Genomic DNA, 17,962 nt, shown 5'->3' with positions numbered 1-17,962 from the left:
GCATTTCATGAGGACCCGGCAGGGGTGGGGCGCGGCGGATGTTCCGGACCGGTCGGGCACCGTGGCGGTGGTCACCGGTGCGAGCTCCGGTATCGGGCTGCATCTGGCGGAAGAACTCGCCCGGCGGAGCGCGCACGTGGTGCTGGCGGTGCGTGATCCGGAGCGCGGGGCCGCCGCGGCGGCCCGGGTCCGGAAGGGTGTGCCGGGGGCGGTTCTGAGCGTTCAGGAGCTGGATCTCGCGGATCCGGCTTCGGTGCGGGCCGGGGCGGAGGAACTTCGCGCCCGGTTCTCCCGTATCGATCTGCTGGTCAACAACGCGGGCGTGATGTGGACCGACCGGGCCCGCACCCCCGACGGGCACGAACTCCAGTTCGCCACGAACCACCTCGGTCACTTCGCTCTCACCGGTCTGCTCCTGGACACTCTGCGGGCCGCCCCGGACGCGCGGGTGGTGACGATCAGCAGCTACCTCCACAGGCTGGGGCGGGTGGACTTCCGTGACCTGGACGCCGAGCACCGCTACAGCCGCTACCGGGCCTACAACCAGTCCAAACTGGCCAACCTCATGTTCGCGCTCGAACTGCACCGCAGGCTGGCCGGGTCGGGCTCGGGCGTGCTCTCGCTCGCCGCCCATCCGGGGCTGGCCGCGACCGGTCTGGGCCGCGACTTCCCGGCCCCCGTGCGCAGGCTCGGCTCGGTGTTCGCTCCGCTGTTCCTCCAGCCCGCGGCCATGGGGATGCTGCCCGGGCTCCGTGCCGCCACCGACCCCGGGGCGCGGGGCGGTGAGTTCTACGGGCCGCTCGGCATGACCGAGACGCGGGGCGCACCCGGGCTCGTCCGCCCGGGCAGGGCGGCCCGCGACCCGGAGGTCCGGCGCCGGCTGTGGGAGGAGTCCGAGCGCCTCACCGGAGTCCACCCCCGCTTCTGACCCAGCCGGCCCCGTCAGCGCCCCTCCCGCACGCCCCCCCGGTCCGCGGTGCGCCCGGTCCGGGCCGCGCCGCGCCCCTCGTCCGCGCCGTGTTGTGTTGTGTGCTGGTCTCGTGTCCGGTCTTACGCCGGCGGGGAGAGCCGGCCGCCGATGCTCACCGCGGTGGTCAGGGCGGCCCAGGACGTCAGCTCGATGAGTTCGCGGTCGGTGGGGAACCGGCTTCTGAACGCGGCGATGTCCTCGGGGAGGGTCTGGTAGGGCGCGAAAGCGGTCAGCAGGGCGAGCCGGGCGGTGGGGACGTCTCCTGCGGGCAGTTGTGATACGGCCCGGTCGAGCCAGTTCCGGCCGAGTCCCGGAGCGGACCCGTCCCATCGGTCCAGGCGTGAGCGCAGCCTCTCCTGTACGGGTTGTGGGACCCAGCGGGCTCCGTGGTCCAGGGCGGCGGAGGCTCGCCCGAAGGCCTCGGCGACAGCGGGGCTGGCCCGGGCCCATTCCAGGCCGGGGGGCAGGGGGGCCGGGGGCAGGAGTTCCAGCGAGGCGCCCGGTGCCGGCGGGCCCGGGGTGTCCGGGCGCATGGCCAGGGCGGTGGTGCGCATGATCGGGCCGCGGAGGGGCGCGGGTGTCAGGGCGGGCATGGGGGAGTCGGCCAGGAACAGGCTCACCATGCGGTTGATGTAGTGGAACGTCACCACGACGCCGTGGAGTTCCGGCAGTTGTGCTTCCGTGAACGGGGGCGGCGCGCTGTGGGCGGGGTCGTGCGGGTGGTGCCGTCCGGCGGCCGCGGCCCAGGCGGCGATGCGGGAGAGGGTCCTGTCGGGCGGCAGCGTCTTGAGGACCGCCTGGTGCACATGGACGCAGTAGGGGCAGTCGTTGGCGCGTGAGACCTCGGTGGCGACCGTCTCCTTCACCGCCCGGCTCACCCGCCCGTCGACCAGCAGGACCTCACGCAGCATCAGCCAGGTCGCCGCGAGCGACGCGGCGGCCGGCGAGTGGAGCGCCACCGGCGGTGCGAGTACCCCGAAGTCCCGTTCCGTCGCCCGGTAGACCTGGGCCACCAGGCCCCGGGCGCGGTGCGGGGCGATCACGTCCACGTATCTCACCTGCCGCAGCGAACCGCGCAGTACGGCCCGTACGAGCGGTCTCATCGCCTCTCCCGCCTCTCTTCCCTGTGCCTCGTCCGTCGTGGGCGCTCGCGCGGTTCGGCCCGTGCGAGCGGTCTCATCACCACTCCCGCCTCTCCTGCCACTTCTGCCTTCTCTGCCTCTTCTGTTCTTTCTTTCTGTGCGCTGTCTGTGTCATGGGGCTTGCCCGTGCCGGTGACAGCGGGCCGCCGGCGGGTTCTCGGCCGGGCGCGGGGGGTGTACCGGTCTGTCGGCCGGGTCCGGGTGCCCGGGGGTGATGTCGCCGGGGCCGAACCCCATCTGTTCCATCAGGAGCCGGACCAGTGAGGTGGCCGCCTCCTGCGCGGTGGACGCGTTGTACGGGGCGGGCGTGCCCGCGGCCGGTGCTGTCGCGGCGGGTGCCGTCCGGGCGGGTGCTGTCCGGGTGGGGGGCCGGGATGTGTGGTCGGTGTCGCTCATGGGCTGCCTCCTCACAGCGACGGGCATAGCTCAGCCCGCCGCGCTGACCGTCATCGGCAGTCCGCCCCGCATCCGCAACGACAGCATCGGCTCGGGCACCGCCCGGTGCCCGGGAACGGTGCGCAGGTCGAGATCGCGGGTGATCAGCGCGGTCACGAAGACCGCCTCCATCATGCCGAGGTTGCTGCCCACGCAGAAGCGAGGCCCCGCGCCGAAGGGGATGTAGGCGTACCGCGGGCGGCTGGCCACCGCCCGCGGGTCGAAGCGCTCGGGGTCGAAGCGTTCGGGGTCCTCCCAGAGACCCGGGTTGCGGTGCATGATGTACGGGCATATCAGCACGTCGGCCTTGGCCGACACCGTGTATCCGCCGACCTCGTCCTCCCGCTGCGCCACCCGGGGCAGGACCCACACCGGCGGGTAGAGCCGCATGGCCTCCTGGACGACCTTGGTCGTCCAGGACAGCCGGTGCAGGTCGCCGACGTCCGGGAGGCGCTCGCCCAGGACACCGCGGGCCTCCTCACGGACGGCGGCGCGGACCTCGGGATGACGCTCCAGCAGATGCAGCGTCCAGCCGAGCGTGCTGGCCGTCGTCTCGTGCCCCGCCAGGAGCAGGGTCACCAGCTCCTGGCGGAGCTTTCTGCGGACCTGCCGGGGCGTGCCGGCCCGCCCGGCGGCCTCGATGATCCGGGACAGGGCGTCGTCGCCGGGCCCCCCGTCGGCCATCCGCGCGCCGCGGTCGGCCACCAACAGGTCCGCCACCCGGTACAGCTCCCGGCGGGCCCGGCGGAAGCGGGCCTGCGGTGGCAGCGGGAGCCAGCCAGGCACCATGCCCTGGGAGACCATCTCCAGCATTGCCTGGTCCTGGACCTCCTCGAAGGAAGGCGCGAGGGTGTCCTGCGAGGAGAGGTCGGAGTCCAGCAGCGTGCGGCCAAGGACACCGAGGGTGAGCCCGGTGACCTCCTGGAGGACGTCGACGGGGCCGGCCCCCTCGCGGGCGCGCAGGAGGGCGACCAGCTTGGCGCCCTCCTGCGCGACCGCGTCCGCCTGCCGGTTGATGCGCCCCGGCTTGAACGCGGGCTGCACCGTCTGACGCTGGGCCCGCCACACCTCGCCGTCGCTGGTCAGCAGACCGTCGCCCAGGACCCGGCGGGACTGCACCAGGCCGATGCCCTTGTGGTAGTTGTCGCTGTTGTCGGCCAGGACGTGCTTGGCGTAGTCGGGCCGGTTGAAGACATACAGCTTCTTGGGCCCCAGAGAGACCCGTACGGCCTCTCCCAGCGCGGCCGCGTCCTCCATCATCCCCAGGCGGTCCACCGCCAACTTCCTCAGCAGCCCCGGCAGGGCGCTGACCGGGGGGCCCGGCGGGTCGGTCCTCATGCCACATGGCCTTCGCGGTGCTCGGGCGCGAACCGCCTGAAGCGCCCGCCGGAGAACAGCAGGGCCTCACGCAACGGCCAGCGCACCGCCGAGACCACCTCGCCGACGAAGATCGTGTGGTCACCGCCCTCGTACAGCATCTTCTTCTCGCACTCCAGATGAGCCACGGCGCCGGCGATCAGCGGTGCTCCGGACTTCCGCCCGGGCTGCCAGCCGACGGCGTCGAACTGGCCGGCTCCGACGGGGCGCGCATGGTCGGCGAAGTGGCGTGCGACGGCCTCCTGCCCGATGTCGAGCACCGAGACCGAGAACGTCTGCGAACGGTCGAGGTTGCCGTGCATCACCGCGTCCTTGCCGACGCAGACGAGCACCAGGGGCGGGGTGAGGGAGAGGGAGGTGAACGAGCTGGCCGTCATACCCCTGGGGGAGTCCCCGCCGACGGTCACCACGGTGACCCCGGTGGGGAAGGCGCCGAACACGCCCCGCAGTTGCTTGCGGTCCTCCAGATCGACGAGCTCCATGGACGAAACGGTGGTCGGGCTCATGCCTTCCTCCCTGTCGGCGGCCGGGACCCGGCCGCGGAGGACGCCGGCGGGGGCGCCGGCGCATCGGGGACCGGTGCGAGAAAGGCGACGACCACCGGCTCCAGGGCGTCGCGCAACGTCGTGACGAACGTGGCGATCCGCAGTCCGCCCGAGGCGAGGACGACCCAGTTGTCCCGATCCGGCGGAGCCAGGGTGAGCGGCGCCCCGGCCATCAGCCCGGCCTTCCTGAGGCATTCGACGGCGCCCCACACCCGCGTCGCCGCGGTGTCCGGGGCCTCGCCCGTCTGCTTGACGACCTGAGCGGCCAGCCCGGCGTGTTCACCGAGCAGCCCCGCCCACGTGCCGGCGTCACGGACGCAGACCGCCTCGATGTCGCAGGCCACGGTCCCCGCGGCGGCGACCCCGAGAGTCACGCCCAGGCCGTGGGCCGCCGAGATCTCCCGGCCGTCGGCGAGTTCGGGGCGCCCGTCGGGCCGGTAACGGACCTCCGCACTCTCGCCCAACGCCCGCTGAACAGCCCGCGAGGTGGCCGCACGACGCTCGCCGACCGACTCCCCGGCCCCGGGGAGGTCCGGTTCGACAGCGATGGCCAGGCGGGTGCCGAGCACCTCCTCCACCGCCCGCTCCAGGTAGGAGCCGAGCAGCGGGGCGACCCACGGCCCGGAGCCGTCCGTCTTGCGCACGGCGTGCAGGGTGAGCCCCTCCCACCGCTCGACGACCGTGCCGTCACCGGTGCGTACCACGATGTCGTACACATAGGTGTCGCCGTCGCGGTGGCGCTCGGTGGCGCAGTAGCGCACCTCCTGCGGCAGACCGGCGCCGGCGGCCATCGGATACAGCCGCTCGATACCGGACGGCAGCAGCGTCGCGTCGGGGACGCACACCTGGTTGCCATGCATCAGGGCGTCCCGCATCCCCGGGTCGGCCAGCAGCAGCGTGTCCGGCAGGAACCCGGCGAACCAGCCCGACGGCGCGGCGACCGCCACCTCGGCGTCGACGTGCCGGGCCGAGGCCCGGCGGAAGCGCCGCAGCCGCTGGAACCGCTCGCCCTGGAAGAGGACACCGCCGTACAGGTCGGCCGCCGGGTCCAGCGGGGCGTCCGGCACCTCCGGGCCCACCTGGGCCGGCGGCCCGTCCGGGACCGGGGCCCGGGAGTAGACCAGCCGGGCCCGGAAGTGCTCGGCGACGAACCCGGTGTCCTGCGTGTGCACGGCCACGTCCACCGTGTCGGTGTCGGTGAGGGTCGCCGCGATCCGGATGCGGGTGGTCCCCGCGGGCGGCACCACGATGGGCCGCAGGAACCGCGCACCCTCGATGACCGGTACGTCGTCGCGTCCGGTGAGCGCGGACCCCACCTGCACCATGGCCTCCATGCCGATCACGGCGGGCATCAGCAGGTTGCCGTCCAGGAGGTGGTCGGCGAGATAGAGGTCGGTTCCCGCGTTCAGTTCGGCCTCGGTGACGAGTTCGACACCGTGGTAGCGCACCAGCGGGGTCCCGGTGAACCGCAGCAGCGGCATCGGCGGGAGGTCGCGGCGTACCGTGGTGATGCCCTCGGTCCGTCCGCTGATCACCGTCACCACGGGGGCGTCGGGGTCCGCGATCAGCCGCAGCAGGATCTCGACGCCCTGGTCGGGCGAGACCGGGACGATGCCCTCGCGGGAGAGCGACTCGACGACGGAGAGCTTCTCGCCCATGCCGATCCCGGACCACACCGACCATTCCATGCACAGGGCCCGGCAGCCCGGATGGTCGCGGGCGACCTGCTCCGTCCGGTCGGCCAGCCACTCGTTGGCGGTGGCGTAGTGCGCCTCGCCGCGCAGCCCGGACCGGCCGATGATGCTGCCGAAGGTGACGAGGAGTTTCAGGTTCTCCTCGCCGACGGCGTCCAGGACGACGTTCAGGCCGTCGACCTTGGGGGCGAACGTGGCGTGGAAGTCGTCCATCTTGAGACCGGAGAGCGAGGCGGGCTCGTTGCGGCCCGCCCCGTGGAGGACGGCGCTGACCGGGCCGAGCACGTCGGTGAGTTCGGCGACGGCCGCGGCGACCCGGGCCGGGTCGGTGACGTCGGCGCTGGCGTAGCGCACCGTCACCCCGCTGTCCGCCATCCGCCGCAGGTTCGCGGCGAGGTCCTCGTCCCTGGCGGGATCCGACCGGCCGATGACGGCCAGCTTGACGCCGGTCTGCCGTGCCACGGCCAGCGCGCACTCGGCGGTGATGCCCTTGCCGCCGCCGGTGACGAGCAGGACGTCGGAGTCCTCCAGGACCTGTTCGGCGCGCTCGGCACGGATCGGCAGGGCGCGCAGTACCGGGACGCGGCGGGTGCCGTCCGCGGTGAGATGGACCTCGCTGAAGCGGGCGGTCGCGGCGACCTCGGCGGCCACCCGGTCCGCGGCGCCGTCACAGACCGGGGTGTGCACGACGGTCGTCCGCAGGTGGGACGCCTCCAGGTGGAGGGTCTTGGCCAGCCCGGCCGCGCCCCGGCCGTGCTGCACCAGCACGAAGCGGCGCTCACGGTCGCCGGCCAGGGCGGCCTGGGCGCCCTTCAGCGCGTGCTCGATTCGCTCCCGGGAGCAGTCGGGCGGCAGGCAGACCAGCACTCCGGAGCCCACCGCCGCCCTCTCCAGGGCGCTGCGCACGTCCTGGGCGAAGGGGTGGTCCGGGGCGGTGAACAGCTCCCAGGACCCGTTGCCGCCGCCCGACACGGGTGCGGGCAGCGGGACCTCGTCGAGATCGACGGCGAAGGGGCGGGCCCACGCGGCGGACCCGGCCACGACGGGCGCGGGAGCCTTGCCGTCGCCCGTCTCGGCGAGCGTGGTGAGCGCCTCGGCCAGTTCGGCCATCGTGGCGGTGGCGAAGTTGGTCGGCACGTGGGCGGCGGTCAGGCCGAGCTGGAGGGCGGCCTGGTTGACGATCTGGCCGACCGTGATCGAGCTCATGTGCAGGTCGTCCAGGAGGTTGCTGCCGTCGTCGACCAGTTCGGGCGGCAGCTCCGCCCGTTCGGCGACCAGGGCGCGCAGCACGTCGAGCGGCGACTCCCCGGCCGAGCCGCCGGCCCCGGCCCCGGCGCCGTTGCCGTCGTCGGGGCTCTTTGTGCGGGTGGCGGGCAGGGCGATGTCGGGGGCCTGTTCGCAGGGGTTGGCCAGGAAGCTGAACTCGGCGCCGACCTCCAGCGGCCGGGTCAGCCGGTCGTTGAAGAGCCGTTCGTGGATGAGCGGGGCGCCCAGGACGTAGGCGGCGCCGACGACCTGGAGCAGCCCGCGCAGGGACTCGTCGTCGGTGTTCAGGGCGAGCGCCGGCACATCGGCGGTGGCCGCCGCCATGCCGGTGAGCACCCGGCCGGGGCCGACCTCGACGAACAGGTCGACGTCGGGGGCGGCCGCCCGGACCGCCTGGGTGAACAGCACCGGGTCGGTGATCTGCTGCCGCAGCAGCTTGGACAGGTCGGTGTCGCTCTCCAGCTCCGCGCCGGTGACGGTGGACAGGACCCGGCGGTCCACCCCGTTCAGGCGCACTCCGGCGAGCCAGTCGCCGAAGCCGTCGGCGGCCGGAGCGACGAGGGGCGAGTGAAAGGCGTGCGAGACCGCGAGGCCGGTGCAGGAGACGCCCGCCCGACCGGCCCGTTCGGTGACCGTGGCGATGGCCTCGACGGTCCCGGCGACGACGGTCTGCCGAGGGCCGTTGTAACCGGAGACGACGACCGGCAGGTCCGCGATGAGCTTCCCGGCCTCCTCGGGTGTGGCGGCCAGCGAGGCCATGGTGCCCGAGGCACTGTGCTCGGCCATGGCCGCTCCCCGGACCCGGGCGGCCTCCAGCAGGGTGGGGGAGTCCAGGGCGCCCGCCCAGTGCAGGGCGGAGAGTTCGCCGAGGCTGTGGCCGACAGCGACGTCGGCCTCGATGCCGAGCGCGTCCAGCACGCGCAGCCCGGCGGTGGAGCCGGTGACGATGCGGGGCTGGGCCACGTCGGTGGCGACCATGTCGCCGGTGGTGGGCAGCTGGGCCCGCCGGTAGACGTCGGCGGCCTCGGTGAAGCGGCGGGCGAGCGCACCGCCGCCGGTCGAGGTGCCCGAGCCCTGGCCCGGGAAGAGGAAGCCGATGCGGGCGGCGTCCTTCGCCCGGCCGGTGCAGGCACGCCCGTCGGGGGTGAGCGTGATGCCCCCGTCGGTGTCCGGGGCCCCGGCCAGTTGCCGCAGCCGCAGTTCGGCGTCCTCCGGGGAGGTGACGACGACGGCCGCCCGGTGGGGGAGTTCGCGTAGTTCACGCTGGAGGGTGGCGGCCAGGTCGGCGAGCTGGGCGTAGGAGAGCGTGGCGGCGAATTCGGCGACCTGGGCGAGACGTTCCCTGAGCGCCTGCGGTGACGCGGCGTCCAGGAGCAGCAGTTCGGCGTCCTGGAGCGAGTTGGCCAGGGTGGTGGAGCGCCGGCTGAGGGTCCGGCGTCCCGCGGGCAGGGCCCTGTCGAGGACGACATGGGTGTTGATCCCGCCGAACCCCATGGCGGTGACCCCGGCGCGCAGCGGTGTCCCGCCGGGCCAGGCCTCGGCCCGGCGCAGGACCCGCAGGTTGGCCGAGGCGTCGGTGAGCAGCTCGTGCGGGTCGACGCAGCCGATGGCCGGCGGCAGCATCGCGGCGTCCAGGGCCATCGTGGCCTTGATCAGCCCGGCGATTCCGGCGGCGGCCTTGGTGTGGCCGATCATGCCCTTGACGGAGCTGATGACGGCGCTGGGAGCGTGCGGGTCGGCCTGGGCGCGGGCGCCCATGATCGCCCTGAGCTCGGTCGCGTCGCCGACGGCGGTGCCGGTGCCGTGACCCTCGAAGAGCGGGACGGTGTCGATGCCGAAACCGGCCCGTTCGTAGGCACGGGCCAGGGCGAGCTGGTAGCCGCTGACCTCGGGGCGGGTGATGCCGCCCTGCCCGTCGGAGGAGACGCCCCAGCCGGCGATCGAGGCGTAGACACGGCGTCCGGCGGCCAGCGCGTCCTCCTCGCGCATGAGGACGACCATGCCGCAGCCCTCACCCGGCCAGAAGCCGTTGGAACCGCGGTCGTAGAGCCGCATCTCCGTCCTGGCGAGCGCCCCGGTCTTGGCGAAGCCGACGATCTCGAAGGGGTCGATGGACAGGTCCACGCCGCCGGCGACGGCGACGTCGAGGTCCCCGTTCAGCAAGGAGGCGGAGGCGGTGGTCACCGACAGGAGCGAGGACGAGCACGCGCCGTCGACGGTGTATCCACCGCCGTTCAGATCGAAGTGGTTGCAGATCCGGCCGGCGATGGTGTTGGACAGGCCGCCCGCCAGGGTGTCCTCGTCGATGGCGGGGAAGGGCTGCTTGTAGGCGTCCTCCACCCCGGCCAGGAACTCGCCCAGGCGTTCGTCGCCCCAGTCCTGCCCCTTGAGGGCGTCGGCGAGCACCCGGCGTACGTAGGGCCAGCGCAGCCGCATCACGTTGGCCCGGGCGAACTCACCGGTGAGCGTGTTGCCGACGACGACGCCCGTGCGCTCCCTGGGCAGCCCCTCGCCGGCGGGAAACCCCGCGTCGGCCAGCGCCCGGGTCGCGGTGTCGAGCGCGAGCCAGTGCGTGAGGTCGGTGGAACGGTAGGTGCCGCCCGCGATGCGGTGGGCGACGCGGTCGAACTCCCACCCCTCCAGCACGGCGGCGTTGCGGGCGTAGAACCGGTCGGGGACCGAGGGGTCGGGGTCGTAGTAGTCCTCCAGGCGCATCCGCACGTCGGGCAGCCGGCGGAAGGCCCGCCGCCCGGCGACCGCGTTCTCCCAGAGTTCGTGCGGGGTGGTGGCGTCGGGGTAGCTGCACGACACGCCGACGATCGCGATACGGCTCATACGGGCACCGCCATCTTTTTCCGCTGCTGCGCCGCCGCCCGCATGGACGCGCACTTGCCGTGCAGGCAGGTGCCGTCCCGGCACGGGTCACCGGTACGGGCGACCGCGTGCACCGGCTCCGGCTCCGGCTCCGGCTCGGGGGAGGGAGGGGACGGGGGAGGGGCGGCGGAGGCGGCGCTCCGCTGCGCCGGCTCCGCCCGGGACCGCGCCGGTTCGGCCCCGGCGGGAGCCTGCTCGGCCTTGAGGTGCAGGCCCCACAGGTAGCCGCCGCGGATCAGGCACACCAGGGCGGTGGCGAAGAAGATGCCGTACGCGATGCCGAGCGCCGTCAGCACCCCGTACATCGCGGCGACGCCGCCGCCGAACGCGATCTGGGAGGAGCGCTTGGAGGGGGAGGTGCCGGGGTCGGTGACCATGTAGTTCGTGAAGAGGATGAAGGCCACTCCGGTCATCATGCCCAGCGCCGCCGGGATGGAGGTCCCCATCACCAGACCGCGGACGACCGCCTGGAGGACGAACCCGACCAGCCACGCCCCGATGAGCCACATACGGTCCGTCAGCTTCGCGTTCAGCATGGTGCCCAGGACCAGGATGACCGCCGGGAGGACCCAGTCGGCGGGGCCGTACAGGTACTCGGTGAAGTGGTAGGGCGGGGCGATGCTGGCCCAGGGGAAGAGCAGCAGGATGATCGCGATGCCGAAGTTCGACGGGTTCATGTAGTGCCGCATGCGGCCCTTGAGCGGGGCGCGGAGCACCCACTTGGTGCCGACGGCCACGACGACGCCGAAGACCATGACCCAGACGCGGTCGTTGACGTAGGTCAGCATGTTCACGGCGAGGCCGGTGATGTGCGCGGGGAAGAGGAACTCGACCAGGCCCTTGAAGCCGCCGCCCGCGTAGCGGGGGGCCCGCTTCTCGCCGCGGGCGCTGACGGCCTCCAGCGCGATCTCCACCGTGTAGGCGGTGAGGACCGCGATGAACGGCCACAGCCAGGGCTGTTCGAAGCCGAGGAAGGTGTACCCGGCGATGTTGAGGATCGAGATCGAGATCGCGAACCGACGCAGGGCGGTGACGACCTTCACGTCGTGCCGCGGCGCGGCGGCCGCGCGCGTCTTGGTTTCGGGCACGGTCACTTCTCCTTCACGTCGGAGCCGAGTTCCAGCGCGTGCCGGCCGGGGGTCAGCTGGAGGTCCTTGTTGCGCACCTGCCCGGTGCGGTCACGCCAGGTCAGGCGGGTCTGCACCGGGCCCTCGGCCTCCTGGCCGAGGCCGATGTGCACGTCCTGGCTGCGCTTGCCGGAGTGGCCGCTGCCGCCGTCGACCCGGCCCAGACGGGTGCTGCCGTCGGAGAGGGTCACGGTGACCTGGGCGCCGATCACGGGCGAGCCGGCCTCGTCGGTGAGGCTGAGGCCGAGGTGGCCGCCGGTCTCCTTGCTCATGTTGCAGTAGAAGACGGGGTCCTCCCACTGGCGTGCCACGACCATGTCGAGGCGTCCGTCGCCGTCGGCGTCGCCCGTGGCGATGCCCCGGCTGGGCACCGGTACGGCCAGACCGAGCTGCTTGGACAGGTCGCTGTAGGCCTCGCCGTCCTTCTCCTGGACGAAGAAGCGCAGGTGCTGGTCGCCGGCGAGGTCGTCGCCCTCCTCCACGCGGGGCCAGAAGCGGGGGTGCTTGACCAGCGCGTCGTTGGCGGTGGCGAGCTCCTGGAGCTGGGCCCAGCGGTTGCGCTTGCCCTTGACGAAGCCGACGGCCTGGGTGATCTCCTGGATTCCGTCGTTGTCGAAGTCGCCCATCTTCACGTCCCAACCCCATCCGGACCAGGCGAGGTTGAGCGGTGCACTCTCGTCCTTGTAGGGGGCGACGCCGTCGCGGAACTTGGCGCGCAGGTCGGCCTTGTCACGGGCCGTGCCGACGAACGCGAAGTTCGACTCCTGGATGCCGAAGGAGGTGGTGATGTTGGAGACGAAGGCGTCGTAGAGGCCGTCGTTGTCCAGATCGCCGAAATCGACGCCCATGCCCTTGAAGGAACTGCGGCCGATCTCCTTGGACTTCGGCGTGGTCGCGGTGTGCCTGGCCTTCACCTCGCTGAACTTGAACGTGCCGGGCGTCGACCTGTTGTAGAGGAGCGCCGAGGTCCCGAAGTCGTGCGCGAGGTACATCTCGGGGCGCTGGTCGCCGTCCAGGTCGGTGGCCGAGACCGCCAGGGTCCAGCCCTGGTCGATGCCCTTCGGCAGGACGTCCTCGACCTGCTCGTAGCCCGAGGGCGTCCAGCGGAAGAAGTGGCCGCCGCCGCCGTTCTGGGCGTGGGACAGCGAGTCGTTCATCGTCACGCCGCCGTGCACGGTGTCGTCCAGGACGGGACTGTCGGGGAAGTAGTTCCCGATGTAGATGTCGTTGTGCCCGTCACCGTCGAAGTCGGCGACCGCCGCGGCGTTGGAGTTCCACAGCGGCCCGTCGTACTTCCCGCCGCCGCCGTTGCCGGGGACGAGCTCGACGGGCTCGAAGCACTTCGGGTCCATGGTCGTGGTGTCCTTGCCGGGCTCCTTCTTCGCCTGGAAGATCACCGGGGTCCGGCCCCAGTAGTACACGAGCAGGTCCATCGCCCCGTCCTCGTTGTAGTCACCGGGGACGCAGCCGATCGGGGCCATGATGTCGCTCTTGGGCAGCGGAGACATGTCGAGGGTGAACGGCGCGTACGACGCGCTCTCGCGGCCGGGCGCCGGTGCGGGGGTGACCACCGCCTGGTCGATCTGCGGATCGGTGACGCACAGGTCGTTGGGCAGCCCGTCGCCGTCGATGTCGTTCATGGCGACGCCCGCGCCGACCGAGGAGATCCACGCCTCGATGTGCTTGTAGGCCTTGTTCACCTTGCGGACGCTCTGTTTCTTGTATCCGCCCGGCATGGCTATCGCCATCGGCTCGAAGGTGAACTTCTCCGCCAGCGCCGCTTTGTCCGCAGCACTCGACTCGTACGGCTTCACCACATAAAAGGTGCTGACCATGAGAGCGAGTGCGATGACTCCGGGCGCCTGCTTCCGCAGCCAGGAAATCGGGTGTGTCATGCCAGCGCCTTTCTACGCGTGCGGAACGGAAGTGATCTCTGCGGCGATGTGCTGCCGCCAGATTTCGAAAGCCGGGATCTCGCCGCCGTCACAGCCCGCGGGCGCGGCGTCCGTGCACACCCGGGCGGCCTCCCCGGGCGTCCGGCCGCCGCACAGGACGCGGGCGGCGAGACGGGTGTGGGCGATCGTCGTGCCCGCCCGCTCACGGGCCTCACAGGCGAACGCGGAGCCCTGCGTCAGGTTCGGCAGGTGCTCGCCCGCGTGTTTCGCGAAGCGCCGCAGTTCGTCCTCGTCGGCACTGCCCGCGTAGGTGCAGGCGAGTCCGGCGCCGGCGTACATGTCGCCGTGACGGTGGGCGGGGTAGGCCTCGATGAGCTCGGCGACGACGTCGGGGTCGGTACCGCCGACGAACCACAGGGCACGGCCGATGCCCTGGTCGATCACGCGGGCACTGTAGGCGTCCGGCCCGCCCTTCCAGGTGAAAGGGTGTTCCCGGCCGGGATCGCGGACATAGGCGTCGGTCTTGAAGTACGCCTGGTGGAAGCCGTACCCGTCCAGGAGCAGCCACCGCAGCACCGGGTCGATGGCGCTCACGTCGGGCCACATGAACCGCGGCAGCCTCGCCATCGCCCAGCCGACGCCGACGTAGATCATGTAGTTGTGCTGCCGGCCCCTGCCCTCCAGGATGCCGGTCAGCCGCGACTCGCCGCCCGTCAGCGAGTCGAGCATGACGGCGCCCATCCCGGCACCCTCGTAGGCGAACCCGCGAAAGGCCCGGGGAACCGTCTCCAGCCAGTCGGTCGCCTGCCCCGCGGTGCGCGCCTCGACCGCGTAGGCGTACCCCTGGAGGAAGCTCGTCCCGACCGTTTCCAACTGGTCTTTCGCCGCCGCGTTCTTGACGTGGAAACCACGTGTTTCCAGTTTTGTTTCCCGGACATTTGGCGTGAGGACTCGGCGCCTCATCGCACGCAAGATGGACATTAAAGGCCGCCCCTCTATCCTTTGCCGGAATTTCCCGTTCGTTGGACGACGATATTTGATACGGCTACCCGTGCGGCTACTCCAGGAATGCTCAACCGCTATGCACGAGGAGGTGTTCACGCACCGCGCGCCGCCAGAGTTCATAGGCCGGGACACCGCCCGCCGGGCCCGGCGCCGGCGCGGTGCCGTCGGCGAGCGCGGCCGCGGCCTCGACGGTGATCCCGGCCAGCGCGTGCAGCGCGGCCCGGGTGTGCTCGGGCACGACGCCGGAGAAGTGGCGGGCCTTCGCCGCGAAGACGGAGCCCTGCGCCGCATGCCCGCTCAGCTCCCCGGCCTCGGCGCGCAGCGCGGCCAGTTCGCCCGCCGTGGAGCAGCCCGCGAAGGTGGCGGCGAGCCCCACCCCCGCCCACAGGTCCGGCGCACGCCCCGAGGCGAAACCGCGCACGGCGGCGCTGACCTGCCCCACGTGCGCACCGTGGATGAACCACAGGGCCCGTCCGATGCCCTGGTCCACCGCCCGCCGGAAGTAGTCCGGATGCCCCTCCCACGCGTAGGGAGTGTCCGCCCGCTGGGCGTCGACCCAGCGGGCGGGGTCGAAGTAGGCGCGGTCGAAGCCGTACCCGTCGACGGCGAGCCAGCTCATCGGCGGGTAGAACTCCTCGCCGTCGAGATCGTCCGGCATGACCTTCTTCCACAACGGCCGCGGCAGCTTGGCCATGGCGAAGCCGATCCCGATGTAGTTGAGGAAGATGTGCCGCCGCCCCGCGCCCTGGAGCAGCGCCCGGGTGCGCCCGCCGCGGCCGGGCATCGCGTCCCGGATGACCGAGGCCATGACCGCGCCCTCGTAGGCGAAGCCCCGCACCTCCGGGTCGACCAGCGACAGCCGCCGCTCGGTCTCCCACAGGTCCCTGGACTCGACGCCCCATTCGAAGCCGGTCACCACGGTCTGCGGGATGGCCTCCAACTGCCGGGTGGCAGCGGTCTCGACCACCGGGAAACCGCGCCCGGCGAAGCTCACCTCACGCAGGGACGGAGCCATCAGAAGTCTGCGCAGAGAACCCATTGCCGTTGCCACGCGATGCCTCCTCGGCAGGCCACCAGGGGGGGTGGCCAGGATTTCATCGTCGGACGGCGGCGAAGAACGGGGCATCTTCAAGAATGCGCATACGCCCGGACCCGGCCGGGTCCCGGCGCCGTCGGACCGCCCGGGGCGCGACCGGGTACCAGGGGATGATCTCGCTGGGCGCGAGCATCCTGACGTCCCAGCGGAGGAAGGTGAAGACGCCCGCGACGATCAGGGTCACCGCCGTCACCGCGGCCGTCCGGAATCGACCGGGCGATGGTGCCGCCGACGGTCTTGTCGACGAACTCGGCCGACCAGACCACGGTCAGCGCGGATCCCGCGCGACGATTCCCGCGAACAGCGGGACTCCGCGCCGCCGCACCTCACCTCCACCCGCCTCGACGCCGCTTTCACGAACCGGTGACTCATCGATGTGTGCCACAACGGATCACCTGGTCGGCCGCCGGACGCGGCGACAGCGTAGAAGGGAACGGAGAACCGCTCGTTCTTCCCGGTTGCCGCATATCCGGCAACCGGGAAGAACGAGCGGCACAGGGGGCGAAGCGAGGGACCGGGGCGCGACGCGGACCGGATCGAGCAAGGGAGGAGTTGGCCACCGGCCAAGCCCTCAGGAGCATGGATGCGTCCGCCGCCCGGACCACCCGAGGACATGCCCCGTGCCCCACATCGCGATCGACAACACCGAGCCCGGAATCCGCGGTCTGATGACCCGGCGCCCGGACACCGCCGCGCCGCTCAACCACCTCGCCAACGTGCTGCTCAGAGAACCGGCCTCGCTGAGCCGCGGGGAGCGCGAACTGGTCGCGGCCTACGTCTCCCGCCTGAACGCCACGCCCTTCTGCGCCGGAACGCACGGCGCGGCGGCCGCCGCGCAGCTCGACGGCGGCCCGGACACGGTCGGGGCCGCCCTCGCCGGCCCGGCCGAGGAGGGCTACTACGCCGCGGGGGCCCACCGCATCGTCGGACAGGGCTACGGCACCGGCCCGCGCCGGCACGACGCACCGGACGCGTCCGCCGCCTCAGCCTCTGCTCGCCGGGACTGAGGCCGCCACCTGCACGGCGTACGGTTCCAGGGCCAGCCGCAGGGCCTCGGGCACCCTGGTGGGGCGGGTGTCGCCGTTGGGGCCGCGCATGCAGGCCACCCGTTGCCGGCCGCGGGCCACCAGGTTCTCGGCGCCCCCGTGCAGCCGCAGGTAGTCGAAGGTGAAGACGATCTGCGTCTGGGTCAGCTCCTCCAGACGCATCCGGATCGAGAGCTGGTCGAAGGCGGTGATCTCGGCGAAGAACTCGCAGCCCACCGAGACGGTGAACAATTTCAGGTCGTCGCGGATGTCGTCGAGCACCTCGGGGGCCATCTCCAGCAGGAACATCTCCCGGCACCGGCCCTGCCAGCGGACGTAGTTGACGTAGTAGACGTTGCCGACCAGGTTGGTCTCCTCGAATCCGACGAGATGGCGCAGTTCGTAATAGGGCCGCACGTCGGCCATCGGCTTTCCCTTTCCTTCGTCATCAGGGCAGGCGTCACCGGCCGCGCCCGCAGCTTTCCGCGCGGGACCCCGGGGGCCCCTCCTGCTCGCGTCCCGCGGATCCACCGGGCATGGCCCGATTACGGGAAGCGACCCACAGCCACGATTGGCGATCGCCCGGCCGTCGGCATCTTTGGGCTTGCTCAGGGATTCCGGGGCCGGGGACCGCACCCCGCGAAAGCGCGGCCGGCGGAATCCAGAGCAATCCCGAAGTGGTACGCGGCCGAGCCGGCGGGCGAGCATCGAGACAGCCCCGAGCCGGGCGGCCGGCCGGGGCAACCGCGGCCGGCCGCCCGGACCCTACGGCGGCGGCCGCACCGGCGACGGCGGGCCGCTGACCGCTCAGCCCGGCCCGGTCCGGTGACGTCGTTCCACGCGGCCCACGGGGCACCCGCCGTCGCGCACCTGACAGATGAGCCGGGCCGCACGCGTACCCGCCCGGCTCCCTCGGCATCGTGCCCACATCACGGAGGCAAGGAACCCGATGAACTCCACAGACACCACGACCACGACCACGGCCGACGAGCGGGAGCAGGGCGTCGCCGGCCTGCCGGAGCGCATCATGACGGCGTGGGCGGCCCATGACGCCGCCGCCTTCGCGGACATCTTCACCGAGAACGCCAGCATGGTGATGCCCGGAGTCCACTGCCAGGGCCGCGAGGCCATCCGTTCGTTCATGGCGGCCGCCTTCGAGGGCCCGTTCAAGGGCACCCAGGTCGTCGGAGCGCCGGTCGCCGTGAACTTCCTCGGCGACGAAGCGGCCGTCCTGGTCACCGAAGGCGGCGTCCGCGCCCCCGGCGAGGAAACGCTCCGGCCCGAGCGCAGGGTACGCGCCTCCTGGGTCGCGGTACGGGGCGAGGACGGTGTGTGGTCCCTGGCCGCCTACCAGAACAGTCCCTTCGACGCGTCCTGACCAACGCTCCGCCGCGAGCGGCGAGAGCACCGGGGGGGGGGGGGGCCCCCGGGGGGGGGGGCCCCCCCCGGGGGGGGGGGGGGGGGGGGGGGGGGGGGGGGGGGGGGGGGGGGGGGGGGGGGGGCGGGGGCGG

13 protein-coding genes and 1 pseudogene are annotated in these 17,962 nt (G+C 72.4%); 3 read left to right on the top strand and 11 right to left on the bottom strand.

Annotated features, from left to right (window positions below):
• The first annotated feature begins 7 nt into the window (after nucleotides 1-7).
• Nucleotides 8-928, top strand: a complete 921-nt coding sequence (locus tag ACZ60Q_RS35615) for an oxidoreductase (RefSeq protein ID WP_469641723.1) — start codon at nucleotides 8-10, stop codon at nucleotides 926-928.
• 122 nt (nucleotides 929-1,050) lie between these two features.
• Here the strand turns inward: ACZ60Q_RS35615 and ACZ60Q_RS35610 are convergent, their stop codons facing one another.
• The 10 genes from ACZ60Q_RS35610 to ACZ60Q_RS35565 form a co-directional block, all read right to left on the bottom strand.
• Nucleotides 1,051-2,073, bottom strand: coding sequence for a carboxymuconolactone decarboxylase family protein (locus ACZ60Q_RS35610; RefSeq protein ID WP_469641722.1), 1,023 nt, complete (start codon nucleotides 2,071-2,073; stop codon nucleotides 1,051-1,053).
• 150 nt (nucleotides 2,074-2,223) lie between these two features.
• Nucleotides 2,224-2,508 carry a hypothetical protein gene (locus tag ACZ60Q_RS35605; protein ID WP_469641721.1) on the bottom strand — a complete coding sequence of 95 codons (285 nt, stop codon included), beginning with the start codon at nucleotides 2,506-2,508 and terminating at the stop codon, nucleotides 2,224-2,226.
• A gap of 30 nt (nucleotides 2,509-2,538) precedes the next feature.
• The gene (locus ACZ60Q_RS35600) at nucleotides 2,539-3,885 is read right to left on the bottom strand and encodes a cytochrome P450 (protein ID WP_469641720.1); all 1,347 of its coding nucleotides are present in this window, start codon (nucleotides 3,883-3,885) and stop codon (nucleotides 2,539-2,541) included.
• On the bottom strand, nucleotides 3,882-4,430 hold the full coding sequence (gene sgcE6, locus ACZ60Q_RS35595; RefSeq protein ID WP_469641719.1) for an NADH-dependent FAD reductase SgcE6: 549 nt from the start codon (nucleotides 4,428-4,430) through the stop codon (nucleotides 3,882-3,884). The genes ACZ60Q_RS35600 and sgcE6 overlap by 4 nt, the downstream gene beginning before the upstream one ends.
• Nucleotides 4,427-10,264 carry an SDR family NAD(P)-dependent oxidoreductase gene (locus tag ACZ60Q_RS35590; protein ID WP_469641718.1) on the bottom strand — a complete coding sequence of 1,946 codons (5,838 nt, stop codon included), beginning with the start codon at nucleotides 10,262-10,264 and terminating at the stop codon, nucleotides 4,427-4,429. The genes sgcE6 and ACZ60Q_RS35590 overlap by 4 nt, the downstream gene beginning before the upstream one ends.
• Complete coding sequence (locus ACZ60Q_RS35585) at nucleotides 10,261-11,397, bottom strand: enediyne biosynthesis protein (RefSeq protein ID WP_469641717.1); 1,137 nt, start codon at nucleotides 11,395-11,397, stop codon at nucleotides 10,261-10,263. Before ACZ60Q_RS35585 ends, ACZ60Q_RS35590 begins: the two co-directional genes overlap by 4 nt.
• Nucleotides 11,394-13,325 (bottom strand): CRTAC1 family protein, encoded by a 1,932-nt coding sequence (locus ACZ60Q_RS35580; RefSeq protein ID WP_469641716.1) that lies wholly within the window; start codon nucleotides 13,323-13,325, stop codon nucleotides 11,394-11,396. Before ACZ60Q_RS35580 ends, ACZ60Q_RS35585 begins: the two co-directional genes overlap by 4 nt.
• A gap of 12 nt (nucleotides 13,326-13,337) precedes the next feature.
• Nucleotides 13,338-14,306: a DUF1702 family protein gene (locus ACZ60Q_RS35575; protein ID WP_469641715.1), complete on the bottom strand. Its 969-nt coding sequence runs from the start codon at nucleotides 14,304-14,306 to the stop codon at nucleotides 13,338-13,340.
• 91 nt (nucleotides 14,307-14,397) lie between these two features.
• Nucleotides 14,398-15,381: a DUF1702 family protein gene (locus ACZ60Q_RS35570; protein ID WP_469641714.1), complete on the bottom strand. Its 984-nt coding sequence runs from the start codon at nucleotides 15,379-15,381 to the stop codon at nucleotides 14,398-14,400.
• Nucleotides 15,382-15,424: 43 nt separating this feature from the next.
• A complete protein-coding gene (locus tag ACZ60Q_RS35565; RefSeq protein WP_469641713.1) occupies nucleotides 15,425-15,619 on the bottom strand; it encodes a hypothetical protein in 195 nt (64 codons plus the stop codon).
• Between the two features lie 427 nt (nucleotides 15,620-16,046).
• On the opposite strand from ACZ60Q_RS35565, the pseudogene ACZ60Q_RS35560 reads away from it, so the two are divergent.
• A pseudogene (locus ACZ60Q_RS35560) lies at nucleotides 16,047-16,313 on the top strand (carboxymuconolactone decarboxylase family protein); the annotation flags it as partial.
• A 96-nt stretch (nucleotides 16,314-16,409) separates the two neighbouring features.
• Here ACZ60Q_RS35560 and ACZ60Q_RS35555 read toward each other — a convergent pair.
• Nucleotides 16,410-16,877 carry an acyl-CoA thioesterase gene (locus ACZ60Q_RS35555; RefSeq protein ID WP_469641712.1) on the bottom strand — a complete coding sequence of 156 codons (468 nt, stop codon included), beginning with the start codon at nucleotides 16,875-16,877 and terminating at the stop codon, nucleotides 16,410-16,412.
• Nucleotides 16,878-17,400: 523 nt separating this feature from the next.
• Between ACZ60Q_RS35555 and ACZ60Q_RS35550 the strand changes: the two genes are divergently transcribed.
• Entirely contained in the window at nucleotides 17,401-17,829 is a 429-nt protein-coding gene (locus tag ACZ60Q_RS35550; RefSeq protein ID WP_469641711.1) for an SgcJ/EcaC family oxidoreductase, read from the top strand.
• Nucleotides 17,830-17,962 lie beyond the last annotated feature (133 nt).

Source organism: Streptomyces sp. NPDC104313 (assembly GCF_055583985.1).
This window is presented reverse-complemented; position numbering and strand designations above follow the sequence as displayed.